The sequence below is a fragment of the Serratia sp. X10 genome (assembly GCF_017811775.1).
Taxonomy (GTDB): Bacteria; Pseudomonadota; Gammaproteobacteria; order Enterobacterales; family Enterobacteriaceae; genus Serratia; species Serratia ureilytica.
Window position 1 is genome coordinate 23,006 of the sequence record NZ_JAEIOH010000005.1, and the last position, 21,303, is coordinate 44,308.

The 21,303-nt window shown below is 61.6% G+C and carries 20 protein-coding genes; 5 read left to right on the forward strand and 15 right to left on the reverse strand.

Annotation, left to right across the window (positions count from 1 at the left end; genetic code table 11):
- Positions 1-50: 50 nt before the first annotated feature.
- Entirely contained in the window at positions 51-812 is a 762-nt protein-coding gene (udp, locus tag J9788_RS17150; RefSeq protein ID WP_004934432.1) for a uridine phosphorylase, read from the reverse strand.
- 487 nt (positions 813-1,299) lie between these two features.
- On the opposite strand from udp, the gene J9788_RS17155 reads away from it, so the two are divergent.
- The gene (locus tag J9788_RS17155) at positions 1,300-2,127 is read left to right on the forward strand and encodes a dienelactone hydrolase family protein (RefSeq protein ID WP_046898861.1); all 828 of its coding nucleotides are present in this window, start codon (positions 1,300-1,302) and stop codon (positions 2,125-2,127) included.
- 84 nt (positions 2,128-2,211) lie between these two features.
- On the opposite strand, the gene metE is transcribed toward J9788_RS17155, so the two are convergent.
- Positions 2,212-4,500, reverse strand: coding sequence for a 5-methyltetrahydropteroyltriglutamate--homocysteine S-methyltransferase (metE, locus tag J9788_RS17160; RefSeq protein WP_080350232.1), 2,289 nt, complete (start codon positions 4,498-4,500; stop codon positions 2,212-2,214).
- 90 nt (positions 4,501-4,590) lie between these two features.
- Between metE and metR the strand changes: the two genes are divergently transcribed.
- Positions 4,591-5,535, forward strand: a complete 945-nt coding sequence (gene metR, locus J9788_RS17165; RefSeq protein ID WP_016929455.1) for an HTH-type transcriptional regulator MetR — start codon at positions 4,591-4,593, stop codon at positions 5,533-5,535.
- A gap of 15 nt (positions 5,536-5,550) precedes the next feature.
- Here metR and J9788_RS17170 read toward each other — a convergent pair whose 3' ends face one another.
- Complete coding sequence (locus J9788_RS17170) at positions 5,551-6,411, reverse strand: carboxylate/amino acid/amine transporter (protein ID WP_182265662.1); 861 nt, start codon at positions 6,409-6,411, stop codon at positions 5,551-5,553.
- 151 nt (positions 6,412-6,562) lie between these two features.
- Here J9788_RS17170 and J9788_RS17175 point away from each other — a divergent pair, with 151 nt between their 5' ends.
- Positions 6,563-6,892, forward strand: a complete 330-nt coding sequence (locus tag J9788_RS17175) for a hypothetical protein (RefSeq protein ID WP_044030281.1) — start codon at positions 6,563-6,565, stop codon at positions 6,890-6,892.
- Here J9788_RS17175 and J9788_RS17180 read toward each other — a convergent pair.
- The 12 genes from J9788_RS17180 to J9788_RS17235 form a co-directional block, all read right to left on the reverse strand.
- Complete coding sequence (locus tag J9788_RS17180) at positions 6,873-7,829, reverse strand: AEC family transporter (RefSeq protein WP_046898859.1); 957 nt, start codon at positions 7,827-7,829, stop codon at positions 6,873-6,875. The two genes, J9788_RS17175 and J9788_RS17180, sit on opposite strands and share 20 nt — an antisense overlap.
- Positions 7,830-7,889: 60 nt before the next feature.
- Positions 7,890-8,627, reverse strand: a complete 738-nt coding sequence (ugpQ, locus tag J9788_RS17185) for a glycerophosphodiester phosphodiesterase (protein WP_046898858.1) — start codon at positions 8,625-8,627, stop codon at positions 7,890-7,892.
- Positions 8,627-9,697: a sn-glycerol-3-phosphate import ATP-binding protein UgpC gene (locus J9788_RS17190; RefSeq protein ID WP_015376294.1), complete on the reverse strand. Its 1,071-nt coding sequence runs from the start codon at positions 9,695-9,697 to the stop codon at positions 8,627-8,629. The genes ugpQ and J9788_RS17190 overlap by 1 nt, the downstream gene beginning before the upstream one ends.
- Before the next feature lie 5 nt (positions 9,698-9,702).
- Positions 9,703-10,548 (reverse strand): sn-glycerol-3-phosphate ABC transporter permease UgpE, encoded by an 846-nt coding sequence (gene ugpE / locus J9788_RS17195; protein ID WP_004934403.1) that lies wholly within the window; start codon positions 10,546-10,548, stop codon positions 9,703-9,705.
- Positions 10,545-11,432 (reverse strand): sn-glycerol-3-phosphate ABC transporter permease UgpA, encoded by an 888-nt coding sequence (gene ugpA, locus J9788_RS17200; RefSeq protein WP_015376293.1) that lies wholly within the window; start codon positions 11,430-11,432, stop codon positions 10,545-10,547. The genes ugpE and ugpA overlap by 4 nt, the downstream gene beginning before the upstream one ends.
- Before the next feature lie 78 nt (positions 11,433-11,510).
- Positions 11,511-12,830 (reverse strand): sn-glycerol-3-phosphate ABC transporter substrate-binding protein UgpB, encoded by a 1,320-nt coding sequence (gene ugpB / locus J9788_RS17205; protein WP_182265661.1) that lies wholly within the window; start codon positions 12,828-12,830, stop codon positions 11,511-11,513.
- A gap of 311 nt (positions 12,831-13,141) precedes the next feature.
- Positions 13,142-14,329, reverse strand: coding sequence for a PLP-dependent aminotransferase family protein (locus tag J9788_RS17210; RefSeq protein WP_046898855.1), 1,188 nt, complete (start codon positions 14,327-14,329; stop codon positions 13,142-13,144).
- A 44-nt stretch (positions 14,330-14,373) separates the two neighbouring features.
- The gene (gene livF, locus J9788_RS17215) at positions 14,374-15,075 is read right to left on the reverse strand and encodes a high-affinity branched-chain amino acid ABC transporter ATP-binding protein LivF (RefSeq protein ID WP_015376292.1); all 702 of its coding nucleotides are present in this window, start codon (positions 15,073-15,075) and stop codon (positions 14,374-14,376) included.
- A 4-nt stretch (positions 15,076-15,079) separates the two neighbouring features.
- Positions 15,080-15,847, reverse strand: coding sequence for a high-affinity branched-chain amino acid ABC transporter ATP-binding protein LivG (gene livG / locus J9788_RS17220; protein ID WP_004934389.1), 768 nt, complete (start codon positions 15,845-15,847; stop codon positions 15,080-15,082).
- Positions 15,844-17,127, reverse strand: coding sequence for a high-affinity branched-chain amino acid ABC transporter permease LivM (locus J9788_RS17225; RefSeq protein ID WP_097102982.1), 1,284 nt, complete (start codon positions 17,125-17,127; stop codon positions 15,844-15,846). The genes livG and J9788_RS17225 overlap by 4 nt, the downstream gene beginning before the upstream one ends.
- A complete protein-coding gene (livH, locus tag J9788_RS17230; RefSeq protein WP_015376290.1) occupies positions 17,124-18,050 on the reverse strand; it encodes a high-affinity branched-chain amino acid ABC transporter permease LivH in 927 nt (308 codons plus the stop codon). Before livH ends, J9788_RS17225 begins: the two co-directional genes overlap by 4 nt.
- A gap of 117 nt (positions 18,051-18,167) precedes the next feature.
- Positions 18,168-19,283 carry a branched-chain amino acid ABC transporter substrate-binding protein gene (locus tag J9788_RS17235; protein ID WP_033639000.1) on the reverse strand — a complete coding sequence of 372 codons (1,116 nt, stop codon included), beginning with the start codon at positions 19,281-19,283 and terminating at the stop codon, positions 18,168-18,170.
- Positions 19,284-19,688: 405 nt separating this feature from the next.
- Here J9788_RS17235 and panM point away from each other — a divergent pair, with 405 nt between their 5' ends.
- Both panM and J9788_RS17245 read left to right on the forward strand, forming a co-directional pair.
- A complete protein-coding gene (panM, locus tag J9788_RS17240; protein ID WP_004934355.1) occupies positions 19,689-20,081 on the forward strand; it encodes an aspartate 1-decarboxylase autocleavage activator PanM in 393 nt (130 codons plus the stop codon).
- Positions 20,078-21,295 carry a DUF3142 domain-containing protein gene (locus J9788_RS17245; protein ID WP_182265660.1) on the forward strand — a complete coding sequence of 406 codons (1,218 nt, stop codon included), beginning with the start codon at positions 20,078-20,080 and terminating at the stop codon, positions 21,293-21,295. Before panM ends, J9788_RS17245 begins: the two co-directional genes overlap by 4 nt.
- The last annotated feature ends 8 nt before the right edge of the window (positions 21,296-21,303 follow it).

The window sequence follows — 21,303 nt, forward strand, 5'->3', positions numbered from 1 at the left end:
GCCGCGAATGGAAAAACGGGCCGCGTCGGCGGCCCGTTCAGGGAAGGTGATTACAGCAGACGGCGGGCGGCGTCCACCACGATCTGCACCGCTTTGCTTTCGGTGTTTTTCATGGTCTCGGCGTTCGGGATCTCTTGCTGGGTGCGGTTGACGATCACCCCGGCCACCATGCCGGCGCGCAGGCCCTGGCTGGCGCACATGGTCAACAGCGTGGCGGATTCCATTTCATAGTTCATCACACCCATCGCCTGCCACTCTTCCATCGAGCCTTTGAAGCGGCTGACCACGCGGCCGGAGTAAGTGTCGTAACGCTCCTGGCCCGGATAGAAGGTATCGGAGGAGGCGGTCACGCCAATGTGCGTGGTAGCGCCGCTGGCCTTGGCCGCTTCCACCAGCGCAGTGGTGCAGGCGAAGTCCGCGACCGCCGGGAACTCCATCGGCGCAAAGTGCAGGCTGGCGCCGTCGAGGCGTACCGCTGCCGTAGTCACCAGCACGTCGCCGACGTTGATGTTCGCCTGAATGGCGCCGGTGGTGCCGATGCGCAGGAAGGTGCGGATGCCCAGCTGCGCCAGCTCTTCCACCGCGATAGAGGTAGACGGGCCGCCGATGCCGGTGGAGCAGACGATCACCGCCTTGCCGTCCAGCTCTGCGCGCCAGGTAGTGAATTCACGATGGGAGGCCAGATGCACCGGATTTTCCATCAGCTTGGCAATCTTCTCTACGCGCTGCGGATCGCCCGGCACGATGGCAAGCTGGGCCCCTTGTAAATCGTTCTTGGTGAGGCCGAGATGAAAAACATCAGACTGAGACATACGAGACTCCTCATGGATCATGTTTATTGGGAGGAACAAAAAAGCACTCTACTGAAAATCGCCGCTTAATTTCGTGACGATAGTCACTATGAAAAGAGAAACAAATTACATGCTACATATTTTTTGTGATTTTTATCACAAAAAAGCACTATAAGGCATTCAGAACGCACCGCTAAACCTCAGTCTAGCCGACAAACCTTGCCGCTCCCTGCCCGTTGGTTGCCGACTGAAACTATTTAGCTCATCAATTCGAAATACCCCCATCTTATCGGTTGTTTAGGGACAAAAAAGCCCTCTAACGCACCTTATGGCACTTACGCGGGCCAAAACGCGTAATAACATGATAAAAAGCGCTTAAAAATGCCGTAAAGCCAGATAATTAGCCGTTTTTTATCGACTTGTCCGAAAGTGCGCCACGCAGCGCCAATAATGGGTAATCTTTCCTATAGTTAATCTCAGCGCTTTTTTCTATTGCACGGAGACCGCAATGAAAACCGAACATGTGATGACATTAGAACAGGCTCAGGGAGGATTCGCCCCAGCCGCCGAGCCGGTGGCCGCCTCCGCGATTATCACCGATGAACAGGGCATTCACGCCGGGCAAACGACTATTCCTTCCCAGGGAGACGCGCTGCCGGCCTACGTCGCCAAACCCGCCGACCATAACGGCCCCTTCCCCATCGTGCTGGTGGTGCAGGAAATCTTCGGCGTCCATGAACATATTCAGGATCTGTGCCGCCGCCTGGCCAAACAGGGCTACCTGGCGATTGCCCCCGAGCTCTATTTCCGCCAGGGCGACGCCAACGACTACACCGATATCGGCGAGCTGTTCCAGCAGCTGGTGACCAAGGTGCCGGATCGTCAGGTGCTGTCCGATCTGGATCACGCCGCGCACTGGGCTATCCGCCACGGCGGCGACGCCGGCAAGCTGGCGATCACCGGTTTTTGCTGGGGCGGCCGCATTACCTGGCTGTACGCGGCGCACAACCCGCAGTTGAAAGCGGCCGTCGCCTGGTACGGCAAACTGGTGGGTGAAAAAACGCTGAATTCGCCGAAGCATCCGGTCGATGTCGCCACGCACTTGTCAACGCCGGTGCTGGGGCTGTATGGCGGGCAGGACAGCGGCATTCCGCTGGAGACGGTGGAAAACATGCGTCAGGCGATCCGCGCCGCCAACGCCGATGCCGAAATCGTGGTGTATCCTGGCGTCGGGCACGCATTCAACGCCGACTATCGCCCCAGCTACAACGCCGAAGCGGCGGAAGACGGCTGGCAGCGTATGCTGGCGTGGTTCGCCCAGCACGGCGTCAAGTAATCCTCCTCGCATAAAAAAGGGCGCCGAAGCGCCCAATCATCACACCAGTAAACCTATAAGCGGCGGTTTATCCGCCGCACGGCATCACGCGTGCTCGCGCAGGCGCTGCGCCGCCAATACCATGTTGGCCAGCGACTGCCGGGTTTCCGGCCAACCGCGGGTTTTCAGGCCGCAATCGGGGTTGACCCACAGGCGTTCCGCCGGGATGTTCTGCGCCGCTTTACGCAGCAGCGCTTCGATCCATTCCACGCTCGGCACGTTCGGCGAGTGGATATCGTAGACGCCCGGCCCGATTTCGTTCGGGTATTCGAACTCTTTGAAGGCTTCCAGCAGATCCATATCGGAACGCGAGGTCTCGATGGTGATCACGTCGGCGTCCAGCGCGGCGATGGAGTCCATGATGTCGTTGAACTCGCAGTAACACATGTGGGTGTGGATCTGGGTGTCATCCTGCGCCACGGCGGCGTTCAATTTGAAGGCGTCCACCGCCCAGCTCAGGTAGGCGGCCCAGTCGGATTGACGCAGCGGCAGCCCCTCGCGCAGCGCAGGTTCGTCGATCTGAATGATTCCGATGCCGGCTTTTTCCAAATCTTCCACCTCGTCGCGCAGCGCCAGCGCAATCTGCTTGGCGATCACTTCGCGGGTCACGTCTTCACGCGGGAACGACCAGCACAGGATGGTCACCGGCCCGGTCAACATGCCTTTCACCGGCTTGTCGGTCAACGACTGGGCGAATTTGGCCCATTCGACGGTAATGGCTTCCGGGCGGCTGACGTCACCGATGATCACCGGCGGCTTCACGCAGCGGGAACCGTAGCTCTGCACCCAACCATTCTGGGTAAACACGAAGCCGTCGAGGTTCTCGCCGAAATATTCCACCATGTCGTTGCGCTCGGCTTCACCGTGCACCAGTACGTCCAGCCCGAGGCGCTCCTGCTCGACGATCGCCTGTTTGATGTGCTCACCGATGCTGGTGCGGTAGTTGCTGCCGTCCAAACGGCCCTGTTTGAAGTCCAGACGCAGGCCGCGGATTTCGGTGGTCTGCGGGAACGAACCAATGGTCGTCGTCGGCCAGGCCGGCAACTTAAAACGCTCGCGCTGCGCCCTGGCGCGCTCGGCGTACGCGCTGCGGCGTTCGCAGTCCTGCGCGGTGATCGCGGCCAGGCGGCGCTCAACCTGTGGGTTATGCACGCGGTTCGATTGGCGACGGGCGCGGATCGGCGCGCTGTAGGCGTCCAGCTCAGCCTGTTTCGTCGCGTCAGGCTCGTTCAGCGCCGAGCTCAACAGCGCCAGCTCGGCGCATTTTTGCAGCGCGAAGGCGAACCAGCTTTTCACTTCTTCGTCCAGACGGCTTTCCACGCTCAGATCGATCGGGCTGTGCAGCAGTGAACAGGAGGTGCCGATCCATAGCGGGCGCTGCCCCACCAGCGGCTGCAGCCGTTCGAACCAGCGGCTCAGATCGGCGCGCCAAACGTTGCGGCCGTTGATCACCCCCAGCGACAGCAGCCAGTCTTGCGGCAATGCGGCGCTCAGCGCGGCGATATCGTCATGGCCGGCGACCAGATCGACGTGCAGCCCCTGTACCGGCAGCGTGCGAATGGTGTCGAGGTTATGGCCGACGCTGTCGAAGTAGGTGGTCAACAGCAACTTAACCGGCCCCTGCAACGCGTCATACGCCGGTTTGAAGGCGTCCAGCCAGGCTTGCGGCAGCTCCAGCACCAGCGCAGGTTCGTCGATTTGCACCCACTCGACGCCGCGCTTCGCCAGCTCCGCCAGCACCTGCTGGTAAACCGGCAGGATGTCTTTCAGCAGCGACAGGCGGTCGAATGGCTCGCCCTTCACTTTACCCAGCCACAGATAGGTCACCGGGCCAAGCAGCACCGGCTTGATGTGATGCCCCAGCGCCAGCGCTTCGTCCACTTCGTCCAGCAGTTGGGTCCAGCCCAGCTTGAACTGCTGGCCTTGCTGGAATTCGGGCACCATGTAGTGATAGTTGGTGTTAAACCATTTGGTCATTTCCGCCGCGGCCGCCGGCTCGCCGGTCGGTGCGCGGCCACGGCCGATGCGGAACAGCGTGTCCAGATCAATAGAGCCATCCGCATTCTGATGGCGCGCCGGCACGTTGCCCAGCAGCAGGCTGGTGGTCAACACATGATCGTACCAGGCGAAATCGCCGACCGGCACCAAATCCACCCCGGCCTGCCGTTGCTGCTGCCAATGACGAGCGCGCAGCTCGCGGCCAACCGCCAACAGCTCTTCCTGCGTCGAGTTGCCGGCCCAGTAGCTTTCCTGAGCTTTTTTCAGCTCACGTCGTAGCCCAACGCGAGGAAAACCCAGTGTGTGATTCAAAATTGCCATCGTCATATTCCCCATTTAGCCGTCCAGATGTTTACACATCCATAATCAGCAGGTACTGTATTAACCACAAGCGCAATTTATTCACTGTCAATGTGAAGGACTCTCATGATCGAACTGAAACATTTACGGACGCTGCAGGCTCTGCGCAACAGCGGTTCGTTGGCGGGGGCGGCGGCCCAACTTCATCAGACGCAGTCTGCCCTGTCGCACCAGTTCAGCGATCTTGAGCAACGTCTGGGCTTCAAGCTGTTTGTGCGCAAGAGCCAACCCCTGCGCTTCACCGCCCAGGGCGAGATCCTGCTGCAGCTGGCGGAACAGGTGTTGCCGCAGATCCAGCAGGCGCTGCAGGCCTGCCACGAGCCGCATCAAACCACGCTGCGCATCGCCATCGAATGCCACAGCTGCATTCAGTGGCTGACGCCGGCGCTGGACAACTTCCGCCAGCGTTTCCCGCAGGTGGTGATGGACTTCACCTCCGGCGTCACTTTCGACCCGCAGCCGGCCCTGCAACAGGGCGAGCTGGATCTGGTGATGACGTCGGATATCCTGCCGCGCAGCGGCCTGCACTATTCGCCGATGTTCGATTTTGAGGTGCGTCTGGTGCTGGCGCCGGATCATCCGCTCGCCGGCAAGCCGCACATCGAGCCGGAAGACTTGAGCGATGAAACGCTGTTGATTTACCCGGTGCAGCGCCAGCGGCTGGATATCTGGCGGCATTTCCTGCAGCCGGCGGGCGTCAACCCGGCGTTGAAGAACGTCGATAACACGCTGCTGCTGATCCAGATGGTCTCGGCGCGGATGGGGATTGCGGCGCTGCCGCATTGGGTGGTGGAAAGTTTCGAACGGCAGGGGCTGGTGGTGACCAAAACCCTGGGTGACGGCCTGTGGAGCCGTCTGTACGCCGCCGTGCGCGACGGCGAACAGCGCCAGGCGGTGACCGAAGCCTTTATCCGCTCGGCCCGCCAGCACGCCTGCGATCATCTGCCGTTCGTGCGCGACGCCGCACGCCCCGGCGCGACCGGCGCCAAAGCGTTGGCGGCCGGCGTGTAAACTGCCGGCCCCCGTTTAGCCGAGCTGTTTCGGCGCCACCCAGCGGCGGTGCACCCACAGAGAAGCGACGATCACCGCCCCGCCGAGGATAAAGCTCGGCCAGTGCGGCTGCTGTTGCCAAATAGCCAGGTTGACCAACAGCCCGGCCGGCACATGCATATTGTTCATGATGCCGAGCGTGCCCGCATCCACCTGCGTCGCGCCATAGTTCCACATGAAGTAACCCAGCCCCGATGCCACCACACCCAGCCAGATCAGCACGCCCCACTGCAGGTTGGTGGTTGGCAATTGCTGCGGGTTGCCCCACAGGAACCAGGCCACCACCGCCACCGCCGCCGCCCCCAGGTAGAACCAGGAAAAGGCGGTATGTTGCGGTAAGGGGTGCACTTCCATCAGGCGCTTATAGCCGACCATGCCGATGGCGAAGCTGATGTTCGCCGCCTGTACCAGCAACAGCCCCCACCAGAAGTGCTCGCTCAGTTGGTGATAGCGGATGATCGCCGCGCCCAGCACCGCCAACAGCGCGCTGAATACGTAGCCCCAGCGCAAGCGTCGGCCGCTCAGCAAGTCATAGATCAACGTGATGTAAAGCGGCGTCAGCACGGTAAACAGCAGGAACTCCGGCACCGTCAGGTAGAGGTAGGCACGGAAGCTGAACAGATACATGATCCCCAGTTGGCAGGCGCCTACCAGCATATACAGCAGGATCACCTTGAGTTTGATGTTGCGCCAGCGCAGAAACGGCAGGAACACCAGCGCCGCCAGCCCGATGCGCATCAGCACCGAGAACCAGCTGTCGACATGGCCCGCCAAATATTCGCCGATCAGGCTGAAAGAGAACGCCCACAGAATGGTGGTGATAACCAAGAGCAGCACGATGGGTTCATCCTAGCAATTCATAAACCGCGATTGTAACGGAAGATGGACGCATAAGTGGATGAAAGGCGGTTTACATCTGAACAAAAGACAAACTACCAGCAAAATTTCACCGCTGAGTTAGGCTTAATAAAAAGGCGAGGTAACCATCATGAAAACTTCTCATATTCTGTTCGCTCTGCTGTTGCTGCCTGGGTTGGCGGCGGCGGCCAACGGCGTAACCGACCTGCGCTCACAGCAGCAGTTACTCAACCAAAACAGCCAGCAGGCGCAACAGCAGCGCTTGTTGAACAACCGGCAGATGGATCAACGCCGCCTGCAGCAGCAGCGACAGTTCGACAATCAACGGCAACAGCTGTTGCAAACCGCGCCGAACGGCGGGCAACTGCTGCCTAACGGCAACCAGCCGCGCGATCCGTTCAATCGCACCGCGCCGGCGGTGCCGCAGGCCCCGCTGCCGGCTACGCCCGCACGCCCATAACGGTGAGGATCAGCGGCGTGGTGATCGCCGCCAGCACGGTGGACATCACCAGGCTGGTGGCGGCCGGGCCGGTGAGCGTATTGAACTGGCGCGACATCAGGTAGACATTCACCCCCACCGCCATTGAGCCCAGCAGCACCACCACGCGGGTCTCCATCGGCGGCAGATCCATCATCCAGGCCAGCAGCCAAATCACCAACGGCTGCACCAGCAACTTCAGCACGCAGATGGCGCTGCTCAGTTGCCAGCCTTCGCTGATGCGGTACTCGGCGAGCCCCATGCCAAGCACCACCAGCGACAGCGGCGCCGCCACCTGGCCGAGCATGCTGACCGGCCGATCGACGAAGTCCGGCAGCGGCAAGCCGGTCAGGCTAAACAGCGTGCCGGACAGAATGCCGACGATCAGCGGGTTGGTCAGCACGCTGCGCGCGGTTTTAGCAAAGCCGCCCAGCGTCGGCGAGCCGTTGCGCGCCCATTCGATCGACACCGTGACCAGCGTCCACAGGATCAGGCCGTTGAACACCAGCACCAGCGCCACCGACGGGATCGCCGCCTGCCCCAGCATCACGCTGGCGATCGGTAAACCGAGCATCACGTTATTGGAGAAAATACCGCCCAGCGCAAACACCGATCCGGCGACGCCATCCAGCCGGAAGAGGTGCCGGGCGACCAGGCGGCCGAGCACGAACACCATCAGGCAACTGCCGAAGAACGCGATCAACAGCCGGGCATCGACCGCCGGGCGCTGCGAGAAGTCGCACATCATGCGAAACAGCATGGCGGGCAAGGCGAGGGAAAACACGAAGCGCGTCAGGCCATCGGTGATGCTGGAAGGCCATTTCCCCCAGCGAATCAGCCCATAACCCAACGCGATCAGGACGAACAGCGGTAAAGACAGCACGATCTGGTGCCACAGTGACATCATAAAGCCTGGCATCGCATTCCTTCCGGTGGCGCGGCGGCAAGGCTTGTCGTCGCGGGATTCATCGGCGCCGGATTAAAAATCCGGGCCAATCAAATCTATCCGGTCGGTGCAAATGCAGTCAACGCCCCAGTCGAGCAGCAGACGCGCGCGATCCGGTTGGTTGACGGTATACACCAGAATGCGCAGACCGGCGTCTTTCAACGCTTTCACCCGCTCGGCGGTCAGCGCTTTGTGGTCGATATGCAGCGAGACGCAGTCCAGACGCTCCGTCAGCTCGCGCCAGTTGTCGTCCCAGTCCTCCAGCAGCAGGCCACGCGGCAAATCCGGCACGGTGCGCTGCGCCGCCGCCAACGCTTCCACCGAGAAGGAGGAGAGCAGCGGGTCGGTCTGCCCTTGCCACAGCAACCGCGCCGCCAGCGCCACCACCCGCCCGGTTTCATCGTCGCTGCCGGTGGTCGGTTTGATCTCGATATTGGCCATCAGGCCGTGTTCCCGGCAGCGTTCCGCCACCTCCGACAGCAGCGGCAGCCGCTCGCCCTTGAAGGCCGAGCTGTACCAGTTGCCGGCGTCCAGCTGCACCAGTTTGTCCCACGGCAGCTCACCCGCCACGCCCCAACCGTTGCTGGTGCGATCCAGCGTGTCGTCGTGCAGCAGGAAAATTTGCCCGTCCTGCGCCAACTTGACGTCGAACTCGATCATCTTGTGGCCGTGGCGCGCGCCGACGTCGATCGCCGCCAGGGTGTTTTCCGGCGCCAGAGAACCGCCGCCGCGGTGGGCGACAATATGAGGGTAAGGCCAGGGTCTCGTCATCAATCCATCCGTAATCCGCTGTGGGTGTCAAAAAAGTGCAGCGCCTGAGCAGGCAGCTGCAAATATAGCGTACTGCCCGCCGTCGGCAAGGTTTCATGCGACAGCCGCGCTATCACTCCGTGGCCGCCCCACTGGCCGTGCGCCAGATTGTCGGCCCCCAGCAGTTCCAGCGTCTGCAGCTGCAGCGGTACGCCCTGGCCTTGCGCCACCAGTTGAATATGCTCCGGCCGAATGCCCAGCGTCAACGGCCGCCCCGCCCACTGCGGCTTGGCCGCAGGCAACGGCAGCGCCATGCCGTCCGCCAGCAGCAGCTGGCTACCGTCGGCGCTCAGGGTGCCGGGCAGCAGGTTCATCGCCGGCGAGCCGATAAAGCCGGCGACGAACAGCGAAGCTGGCCGTTGGTACACTTCGCTCGGCGTGCCGATCTGCTCCGCCACGCCCTTATTCATCACGATCACCCGCTGCGCCAGCGTCATCGCCTCCACCTGATCGTGGGTCACGTACAGGCTGGTGGTTTTCAGGCGTCGGTGCAACTGTTGCAGCTCCAGGCGCATCTGCACCCGCAGCTTGGCATCCAGGTTGGACAGCGGCTCATCGAACAGGAACACCGCCGGTTCGCGCACGATGGCGCGCCCCATCGCCACCCGCTGGCGCTGGCCGCCGGAAAGTTCGCGCGGTTTGCGCTTGAGCAGCGGCTCCAGCTCCAGAATGCGCGCCGCCTCCTCCACCCGCTGGCGGATATGCTCCTTGCCGAAACCGCGGATCTTGAGGCCGTAAGCCATGTTGTCGTACACGCTCATGTGCGGATAGAGCGCGTAGTTCTGGAACACCATCGCGATGCCGCGATCCTTGGGCTCCAGATCGGTCACGCGCCGGGTATCGATATAAATATCGCCGCTGGTGGTGCGTTCCAGCCCGGCCACCATCCGCAGCAGCGTGGATTTGCCGCAGCCGGACGGGCCGACCATCACGATGAATTCGCCGTCCGCCACGTCGAGGTCTATCTGTTTGATCACCGGCGTTTTACCGTCGTAAGACTTGGTGACCGCCTGTAGTTTTAATCCTGCCATCGTCGTTATTTCTCGCTATCAACCAGACCGCGCACAAACCAGCGCTGCATCAGAAGCACCACCGCCAGCGGTGGCAATAAAGTCAGAATCATCGCCGCCATCACCTGGTTCCACTGGGTCGGCGCGCCGGAAGTGGAGATCATGCTCTTGATGCCCGCCACCGCGGTGCCCATCGAGGCGTCGCTGGTGATCAGGATCGGCCACAGGTATTGGTTCCAGCCGTAGATAAAGGTGATGACGAACAGCGCCGCCAGATTGGTTTTCGACAGCGGCAACACGATGTCCCAGAAGAAACGCATCGGCCCGGCGCCGTCGATGCGCGCCGCCTCCAGCAGCTCATCCGGCAACGTCATGAAGAACTGGCGCAGCAGGAAGGTGGCGGTGGCCGAGGCCATCAGCGGCAGCGTCAGGCCGGTATAGCTGTCCAGCAGGTTGAGGTTGGAGATCACCTCCACCGTCGGGAAAATACGCACTTCCACCGGCAGCATCAGGGTGAGGAAAATCAGCCAGAAGAACAGGCTGCGCAGCGGAAAGCGGAAATACACGATGGCGTAAGCCGACAGCACCGACACCGCGATTTTGCCGCAGGTGATCGCCAGCGCCATGATCACGCTGTTGAGCAGCAGCAGCGAGAACGGCACCTTGAGGTTGCCCACGCCGCCCTGCCAGATATTGCGGATGTTCTCCCACAGGTGGCCGCCGGGCACCAGCGTCATCGGCACCTGAAACACCTGTTTGTCGTCCAGCGTGGCGGCGACAAAGGCCACGTACAGCGGGAACAGCACCACCAGCACGCCGATAATCAGCATCACATGGCTGAAGATGTCCAGCCCGCGTCGATTCTCAATCATTGGTAGCGCACCTTACGTTCAACGAAGCGGAACTGGATCACCGTCAGGCCGATCACCAGCAGCATCAGGATCACCGACTGCGCGGCGGAGCTGGAGAGATCCAATCCGGCGAAGCCTTCGCGGTAGATCTTGTAGATCAACGTGGTGGTGGACTGCACCGGCCCGCCGCCGGTGGCGGCGTCGATCACCGGGAAGGTATCAAAGAAGGCGTACACCAGATTGACCACCAGCAGGAAGAAGCTCACCGGCGCGATCAGCGGCAGCACCAGATGGAAGAAGCGGCGTACCGGGCCGGCGCCGTCGATGGCGGCCGCCTCCACCAGCGAACGCGGGATCGACTGCAGCGCGGCGAGGAAAAACAGGAAGTTATAGCTTATCTGCTGCCATACCGAGGCCAGCACCACCAGGAACATCGCCTGGCCGCTGTTTTGCGCATGGTTCCAGTTATAGCCCAGCCCATTGAGGAAATGGGTAATCAACCCGAGACCGGGGTTGAACAGAAAGATCCACAGCACCGCCGCCACTGCCGGCGCCACCGCATAGGGCAGGATCATCAGCGTGCGGTAGAGGCGGCTACCGCGCAGCACGTAGTCCACCAGCGCGGCGAAAAACAGCGAGACCGCCAGCCCGATGCCCGCCACCAGGAAGCTGAAGATCAGCGTGGTGTAGAACGAGTCGAGGTAGTAAGGATCCTGGAACAGCTGCTTAAAGTTATCCAGCCCGACAAACTGGCTGGACAGGCCGAACGGATCGAGGCTCTGCACCGAATACCACAGCGCCTCGCCGGCGGGCCATAAAAAGAAGACGGCGGTAATCAGCAGCTGCGGCAGCACCAATGCATAGGGCAACCAGCTGCAGCCGAAACCGGGACGGGAAGATGACATAGACGTTAAACCATTAATCGGGTGCGGGAGGATCGGCGTGAAGATGCGAGCCCGGTCCGCCGGGCCCGCGACACAGGATTACTTGGTCGACGCTTCGAAACGGCGCAGCAGCACGTCACCGCGCTGCACGGCGGCGTCCAACGCCTGCTGCGGCGTTTTCTTGCCGGTCCACACGCCTTCCAGCTCCTCATCCACCACGCTGCGGATCTGCGGCATGTTGCCCAGGCGCAGGCCCTTGGTGAACGGCAACGGCGGCTTGTTCAGCATCTGGCGAGTGGCGACGTCGGCACCCGGGTTCTTGTCGTAGAAGCCCTGCTGCTTGGTCAGATCGTAAGCCGCGGTGGTGATCGGCAGATAGCCGGTCTTCTGGTGCCATTCGGCGGCGATTTCCGGCTGCGCCAGGTACTGCAGGAATTCGGCCACGCCCTTGTAGGTGGCGGCGTCTTTGCCGTTCATCACCCACAGGCTGGCCCCGCCGATGATGGCGTTTTGCGGCGCGTTTTTCGCGTCAGCGTCGTACGGCATCATGCCGACGCCGTAGTTGAATTTGGCGTAGTGCTTGATGTCCGCCAGCGAACCGGATGAGGCGGTGGTGATGGCGCAGTCGCCGTTATAAAACTTCTCGGTGGATTCGTCTTTGCGGCCGAAATAGGTGAAGTCGCCCTTCTTGTTCATCGCTTCGAGCAGCGCAATATGTTTGACCTGCAGCGGTTGGTTGAACTCCAGCTTGGCGCTGGTGCCGCCAAAACCGTTGTTTTCACTGGCGAACGGCACGCCGTGCCAGGCGCTGAAGTTCTCCAGTTGGATCCAGCCCTGCCAGCCGCTGGCGTAACCGCACTTCATGCCGGCTTCGCGCAGCTTGGCGGTACCCGCCGCCAGTTCCTGCCAGGTTTTCGGCGGTTGATCCGGGTTCAGGCCGGCCTTTTTGAAGGCGTCTTTGTTGTAGTACAGCACCGGCGTGGAGCTGTTGAACGGCTGCGACAGCAGATGCCCGCTCTTGTTGTCGGTGTAATAGCCGGCCACCGTCGGCACGAACACCGATTCGTCGAAGTTGATACCGGCCTCTTTAAACACTTCATAGACCGGCTTGATGGCTTTGCTGGCCATCATGGTGGCGGTGCCCACCTCGTAAACCTGCAGGATCGCCGGCGCCTTGCCGGAACGGTAAGCGGCGATGTCCGCCGCCAGGCTCTGTTCGTAGTTGCCTTTATAAACCGGCACAATCTTGACGTCGCTGTGCGACTGGTTGAAGCGATCCGCCAGAGAGTCCACTTCTTTACCCAGTTCGCCTTCCATCGAATGCCAGAACGGGATTTCTGTCGCCGCCAGCGCCTGGGCGCTGACCGCCAGGGTCAATGCGACGCACAGCGTGGTTTTGCGAATAGCGTAGGTGAGCATGCCTAACTCCTGAAAAAGCTGGTGTAAAAGCGCGTGAGCGAAAAGAATCAATTCTTGATGAGGGAGTGCCCCCTATAGCTTTCGAGTTGCAGCCAGGCGGCAACCTGCTGGCACCCTGGAGCTTAGCTAACTAAGTGGCAGGGGGGCAGCCGGGCAGCCAACAACGCTGCGGCTCGAAAGATGACGGGGGATAACATGCCATGCTCGGATGACAGAAAAATAACCGTTAGATGACAGCCACATGACGGCAAGGTGAAGTGAAGATGGCGGTTTGATGTCGGCGGCGGGCATCGGCTCCGCCGCCGCGAGGCTTATAGCGAACGGCGCAGGCGCGCGACCGCTTCTTGCATCTGCTGCTCGGTGGCGGTGGCGAACGACAGGCGGAAGGTCGAACGATCCGGGTTGTCGGAGAAGAAGTATTCCCCCGGCACGAACACCACGCCCTGCTGCAGCGTAGTGTTCAGCCATTCGGTGGCGTTGAACGGCTGGCGGAAACGCGCCCACAGGAACATGCCGCCCTTCGGTTTATCGAAGGTGATGTAGTCGCCCAGCTCCTGCTCCACCAAACCGGCCAGGATCTCGCCCTTGTGTTTGTAGGCGGCGCGGATCTTGTCGATCTGCGCCGGCAGGCGATCCAGGCCAAGGTAGCATTCGACGATGCTCTGCGATAGGGCGCTGGCGTGCAGATCCGCCGCCTGTTTGATGATCGCCACTTTATGCAGCAGGAACGGCGGCAGGATCGCCCAGCCCAGGCGCAGGCCCGGCGCCAGGATCTTGGAGAAGGTCGAGGTATAGATGATGTGGTCGGTGTTGCCCAGCACCCGCTGCGACACCTGATGCAGCGTTGGGTGGCGCTCTTCGGTGAAACGCAGCTCGCCGTACGGATCGTCTTCGATGATCAGGAAATTATGTTCGGCGGCCAGCTTCACCAGCAGTTCGCGGCGCGCGGCGCTGAGGGTGATGCCGCTCGGGTTGCCGAAGTTCGGCACCACGTACACGCCCTTGATACGCTGGGTTTTCAGCAGCTCGGCCAGCTCTTCCACCACCATGCCGTCGCTGTCGGACGAGACCGACATGATGTTGGCCTCCGCCAGTTCCAGCGTTTGCAGCGCCGCCAGGTAGGTCGGGCGCTCCACCACAAATACGTCGCCCGGGTTGACGATGGCGCGCATCACCAAATCCAGGGCCTGCTGAGAGCCGGCGGTGACCATCACCTCTTCTGCGCGCGCGGTGATGCCGCGCTCGGCGCACAGCGCGCAAATGCGCTCACGCAGCAGCGGGCTGCCCTCGGTCAAGCCATACTGGAACGCGCTTTTCGGCTGTTCGGTGATCGCCTGCTGGGTGGCAATGCTCAATCCTTCGAAATCGAACAGCGCATCAGAGGGGATGCCGCCCGCCAGCGAAATGACGTGTTCCATCTTGCTGTGCTTAAGCAATTCACGGATGGCCGAACTTTTTACGTTAACGATGCGCTGCGCGAGTAACCCTTCTGTCTTCATTTCTTCTTCTCGTACCTGATTATTTTAATTCGTAGGGGGACGGATTAACCGCCCAGATACGCCGACCTCACTGCTTCGTTGGCTAACAATGCAGCCCCCGTATCTTCCAACACCACGCGGCCGTTTTCCAGCACATAACCGCGGTCCGCCAATTTCAGCGCCTGATTGGCGTTTTGCTCCACCAGGAAGATGGTCATGCCCTCTTCCCGCAGTTGCTGAATGATGTCGAAAATCTGCTGGATGATGATGGGCGCCAGCCCAAGCGAAGGTTCGTCGAGCAGCAGCAGCTTCGGCTGGCTCATCAGCGCGCGGCCGATGGCCAGCATTTGCTGTTCGCCGCCGGACATGGTGCCGGCGCGCTGGCTTCGGCGCTCCAGCAGGCGCGGGAACAGCGTGAACACCCGTTCGATGCGCTGTTGATACTGGTGACGATCGGCGAAGAAGCCGCCCATCGCCAGGTTTTCTTCCACCGTCATGCGCGAGAAGACGCGCCGCCCTTCCGGCACGATCGCCACCGCTTCGCGCATGATGCGCGAGGTTTGCCACTGGGTGATGTCCTGCCCCTGGAAGACGATGCTGCCTTCGCTGGCGCGCGGTTCGCCGCACAGGGTGCCGAGCAGCGTGGTTTTACCGGCGCCGTTGGCGCCGATTAACGTCACGATTTCGCCCTGACTAATCGTGAGACTGACCTGATGCAGCGCCTGAATTTTGCCGTAATGGGCGGATACCTGATTGAATGACAACATATTATTATTCGCCCAAATAAGCCCGGATCACGTCCGGGTTGTTGCGGATCTCCGCCGGTGTGCCCTGCGCCAGCGGCGTGCCCTGATTCACCACGTAAATGCGATCGGAGATGCCCATCACCAGCTTCATGTCGTGCTCGATCAGCAACACCGAGACCTTATGCCGATCGCGCAGCTCGACGATCAGATGATCCAACTCGTCGGTCTCTTTCGGGTTCAGACCGGCGGCCGGTTCGTCCAGCATCAGCAGCTCCGGCCGGGTCACCATGCAGCGGGCGATCTCCAGCCGACGCTGCTGCCCGTAGGCCAGGTTGCCCGCCGAACGGTTGGCCATCGATAGCAGGCCGACGCGCTCCAGCCACTCCGCCGCGCGCGCCAGCGCCTCGGCTTCGGCGCGGCGGAAGGCCGGGGTTTTCAGCAGCCCGGCGAAGACGCCGCTTTTCAGGTGCTGATGCTGCGCCACCAACAGGTTCTCAATCACCGTCATTTCACGGAACAGCCGAACATGCTGGAAGGTGCGCACTACGCCCATACGGGCGATGGCCTGCCCCGCCAGCCCTTCCAGATGGCGATCGCGCAATTTGATGGTGCCGCCGCTCGGGCGGTAGAAACCGGTCAGGCAGTTGAACACCGTGGTTTTACCGGCACCGTTGGGGCCGATCAGCGAGACAATTTCGCCTTCATTGAGCGTCAACGCGACATTGTTGACCGCCAGCAGCCCGCCAAAACGCATCGACAGGCCTTCCACCTGCAGTAAAGGTTGAACGCTCATGCCTGTTCCCCCTTGCCCGCGTGAATGTCCGCCGCCTGCAGCTTCAGCTGCGGCCGTTTCATCGGCAACAGCCCCTGCGGCCGCCAAATCATCATCAGCACCATCAGCGCACCCAGCAGCAACATGCTGTATTCATTCAGATCGCGCATCAGCTCGCGCGACACCACCAGCAGGATCGCCGCCAGAATGACCGCGAACTGCGAGCCCATGCCCCCCAGTACGACGATCGCCAGTACGAAGGCCGATTCGACGAAGGTGAAGGATTCCGGGCTGACGAACCCCTGGCGCGCGGCGAACAGCGTGCCGGCAAACCCGGCGAACGCGGCGCTGATGGTAAAGGCGGTCAGCTTGATGCGCGTCGGGCTGAGGCCCAGCGAGCGGCAGGCGATCTCGTCTTCACGCAGCGCTTCCCAGGCGCGCCCGAGCGGCATGCGCAGCAGGCGGTTGATGACGAACAGCGTCAGCACCACCAGCAGCAACGCCACCAGGTACAAAAATACGATGCGATCGCTCGGATCGTATTTCAGGCCGAAGACGTTATGGAAGGTATCCCAGCCGCCGTCGCGCACGCTGCGGTTAAATTCCAGGCCGAAAAAGGTCGGTTTCGGGATCTGGCTGATGCCGTTCGGCCCGCCGGTGATCTCGGTATTGTTCAGCAGCAGGATGCGCACGATCTCACCGAAGCCGAGCGTCACGATCGCCAGATAGTCGCCGCGCAGCCGCAGCACCGGGAAACCGAGCAGGAAGCCGAAGGCGGCGGTGACGATGCCCGCCAGCGGCAGGCTCTCCCAAAAGCCGAGGCCGTAATAATGATTCAGCAGCGCATAGGTGTAGGCGCCGATGGCGTAGAAACCGCCGTAGCCGAGCACCAGCAGACCGGACAGGCCCACCACCACGTTGAGGCCGAGGCCCAGCATCACGTAGATCAGCGTCAGAGTGGCGATATCCACCGTGCCGCGCGAGACCAGGAACGGCCAGGCGACCGCCGCGACGATGAGCAGTGCCGCCAGCAGCTTTTGCCGCGGCGTGGTGCCGTCGAAGCTAGGCAGCACGAACGCCGGGCCGGAGACCTTTTTCAGGCCCTGCTGCAGCAGAGGGCGCAACAGCTGGAAGAAAAAGACGATGACGCAGCCGATGCCGATCCACATCCAGCGCACTTCCGCCGCGCCGTGCACCACCAGTTTGGTGCCGTCCAGGCTGAGCTGCATGCCCATCAGGAACGACGCCATCACGAACAGCACCGCCGTGGCGATCAGCGCATTGAGCAGATTGAGTTTCATACTTTCTCAACCTCCGGACGCCCGAGGATGCCGGTCGGCATGATCAGCAGCACCACGATCAGCAGCGCGAACGACACCACGTCTTTGTATTCGGTGCTCAGGTAGGCGGAGGTCAGCGCTTCCGCCACGCCCAGCACCAGGCCGCCGATCATCGCGCCCGGAATGCTGCCGATGCCGCCCAGAACCGCGGCGGTGAAGGCTTTCATACCGGCCATAAAGCCGATGTAAGGGTTGATGACGCCGTAGAACTGGCCGAGCAACACCCCGGCCACCGCCGCCATCACCGCACCGATGACGAAGGTCAGCGAGATCACCCGGTCCGTGTTGATGCCCAGCAGGCTGGCCATCTTCAGATCTTCCGCACAGGCGCGGCAGGCACGGCCCATGCGCGAATAGCGGATAAACAGCGTCAGCGCTAGCATCGCCAGGAAGGTCACGAGCCAGATGGTCAGCTGCATGGTGCTGATGGTGGCGGCGAAGCCGTTGCTTTCCCCCAGCACCCACTGGCCGGTGACCAGGCTGGGCAGCGCCAGATCGCGTGAGCCCTGAGTCAGGCTGACGTAGTTTTGCAGGAATATCGACATGCCGATGGCCGAGATCAGCGCAATCAGGCGCTTGGAGTTGCGCACCGGCTTGTAGGCCACCCGCTCGATGCTCCAGCCGTAGGCGCTGGCGATGACGATCGAGACCAGGAACGCGGCGCCGATCAGCAGCCAGCCGACGTCGATGCCGAGCATCATCAGGGCGGCGATAACGATAAAGGAGACATAGCTGCCGATCATGTATACCTCACCGTGGGCGAAGTTGATCATGCCGATGATGCCGTAAACCATGGTGTAACCGATGGCGATCAATGCATAGGTGCTGCCCAACGTTAAGCCGTTGAACATCTGCTGCAGAAAATAGAGGAGCTGCTCTGACATACTCTGAACCCTTGGCTGCGAAACCCGCCGGCGGAGAACCGGCGGGTAAAGGGAGACGGGGTCGGCAAGCCGACCCGCCGGGCGCAGCAAACTGCGCCCCACCCTAATCATTATGGCTTATTTGATCGGTGTGGACGTGCCGTTGGCATGCCACTCGAACACGCCGAACTCGAAGCCTTTCAGGTCGCCCTTGTCATCCCAGCTCAGCGGCCCCATCACGGTCTCCACCGGCTTGCCGGTTTTCAGATCCTTGACGATGTCCGCCGGCTCCTGGCTGCCGCTGCGCTCCATCCCGGTGGTCAGCGACTGCAGCGCGGCATAGGTGGTCCAGACGAACGGGCCGGTCGGATCCAGCTTCTTGGCTTTCAACGCATCGACGATCGGCTGGTTGGCAGGCACCTGATCGTAGCGTTTCGGCAGCGTCACCAGCATGCCTTCCGAAGCGGCGCCGGCGATGTTGGACAGTGAGGAGTTGCCCACGCCTTCCGGCCCCATAAAGCGGGTCGTCAACCCGGCCTGTTTGGCCTGACGCAGGATCTGGCCCATTTCCGGGTAATAACCGCCGAAATACACGAAGTCGATATTCTCTTTCTTCAGGCGCGCCACCAGGGTGGAGAAGTCTTTGTCGCCGGCGGTGATGCCTTCGAACATCGCCACTTCGGTGCCCTGTTTTTTCAGGCTGTCGCGCACCGAGCGCGCCAGGCCTTCGCCGTATTGCTGCTTATCGTGCACCACGGCGATGCGCTTCGGCTTGATGTCGCTGAGGATGTATTTGGCGGCGGTCGGGCCCTGATCCGAATCCAGACCGGTGGTGCGCAGGATCATCTTGTAGCCGCGGGTGGTCAGATCGGCGTTGGTGGCCGCCGGGGTAATCATGATCACGCCTTCGTCTTCATAGATATCGGACGCCGGCTGGGTGGAAGAGGAGCACAGGTGGCCGATCACGTAGCGAATGCCGTCGTTGATCACCTTGTTGGCGACCGCAACCGCCTGTTTCGGGTCGCAGGCGTCGTCGTATTCCACGCCGACCAACTTGTCGCCCTTGATGCCGCCCTTGGCGTTAATGTCGGCAATCGCCTGGCGCGCGCCGGTAAACTCCATGTCGCCATACTGCGCGACCGGGCCGGACATCGCCCCGACGATCGCCACCTTGATGTCTTTCGCCATGGCCGCCTGGCTCATGGCCATCGCAATACAACCCGCCAGCAGTGCCTTACCTGTTGTTAATTTCATCCGCAAATCCCCATCTGTCGTTGTGAACGTACCTGTTGTGTTTGCCTGCGCCCGATCGTTATTGACCGCTTTTGTTATAAGTAATAATGATTTAGGCATTTTGTTGGCATTATTTTCTAATAAGACTTTATTTTTCATACCATTAAACAGGAATTTTCTGCTGCAAATCAACTTCATCCGGCAGAAACAAGCGGTGTAAACAGGATAAAATTCGAATTAAATCTGCGCTGTTTACCTTGAGGCGTAGCGCGTTGTGCTGGTTAACAATCCCTTTACTAACTATTTACTCGGAAAATGCCCCGTGCAAAAAACATATTGCACAGTAATCGTACAGAAAAACTTACACAACGCTCTGCACAAGATCTATTACACTGTCGACATCATTTAGCTGCGCGGAAATTCTGCATGAAACTGACCATCGAGCGCCTGACCGCGCTGTCCCCGCAAGACCTTATCGATCTCGGTAAAATTTGGCCGCACCAGCAGCCGGAACAGTGGCAGAGCTGGTTGAGCGGCGGCAAGGCGCTGTTCGCCGCCCGCTTCAACGAGCGTCTGCTGGGCGCGGTGAAAATTGCGCTGCAGGACGACCGCGCCGAACTGCAGGATCTGCTGGTACGCGAAGTGACGCGCCGCCGCGGCGTCGGTCTTTACCTGGTGCAAGATGCACAGCGTCAGCTGCCGCAGGTCGCCCATTGGCAGCTGTCGACCGCCGGTCTGGCGCCGCGCGAACGTGGGGAAGTCGATAACTTCATGCGCGCCTGCGGCTTCGCGCCGCAGGGCGATCTCTGGCAAAAATGAAGCGCCTGCCGGCGGCGCTGATTTTGATTGCGCTGGGGCTGGCGGCCTGGTTCGCCGGGCGTCAGCAGGCGCTGCGCCAGGCCTCAGGCTGGGATCAGCAGGTCTACGTTTGGCAGCGGGTTTGGACACCGCAACACGCCGATGCGCTGGCGCACAGCCGCGATCTGTTCGCTGGGCTGCGGGTGTTGGCGCTGCAGGTGCATCCACGCGAAGGCTGGCGGGAAATCCCGGCCGATCTCAGCCTGCTGAAGCGGGACGGCCGCCCGCTCTGGCTGGTAGCGCGCCTTGACGGCCAGCTGCCGCAGCTGGACCAAGAAGCCATTATCCAGCGTCTGCTGGCGCTCGCCCAGCGCTGGCAGGCGGCCGGGCTGCCCGTCACCGGCGTCGAGATCGATCATGACGCCGCCACGGCTCGCCTGCCGGATTACCAACGTTTTCTGCAGCGGCTGCGCCAACGGCTGCCCGCCGCTTTGCAACTCGGCATCACCGCCCTGCCCGCCTGGATCGGTTCGCCCGCTCTGCCCGGCGTACTGCAACAGGCCAACAGTTCAGTTCTGCAAGTGCATGCGGTGCTCTCACCTCAGCAGGGGCTGTTTGACGGCCCGCTGGCGCTGCGCTGGGTGCGGCAGTACGCCGCCGTCACACCGAAGCCGTTTCGCGTCGCGCTGCCGGCCTATGGCATGGCGCTGCTGGGGTTTGATGCGCAGGGCGCGCAGGTGGAGAGCGAATCCTCGCTGCGCGTGGCCGGCAACGGCCGTGAACTGACGGTCGCGCCGCAGCAGATCGCCGATTTTCTGCAAACGCTGGCGCAGCAAACGCCGCCCCGGCTGCGCGGCGTGATTTGGTTCAGACTGCCGCTGGCGGACGATCGGCGCGCCTGGTCGCTCGCCACGCTGCGAGCGGTGATCGAACGGCGGCCGCTGAATGTCGACTGGCAGGTAAAATTTAGGCCCCAGCCACAGCAAAACGGGCTGTATGATCTGATAATTCACAACAACGGGCCGGTGGACGCCCCGCTGCCGCAAACGATCGACATCCGCGCCGACGACTGCCTGGCGGCGGACGCGGTCGGCAACTACCGGCTGGAATCCGCACCGCAACGGCAACGCTTTATTCGCATCAGCAGCGACCAGCTGCGCGCCGGGCAATCCCGGCCGCTGGGTTGGCTGCGCTGCCAACAACTGACGCCAGGAGGCACCCTTGTCACACCTTGATTCGCGCG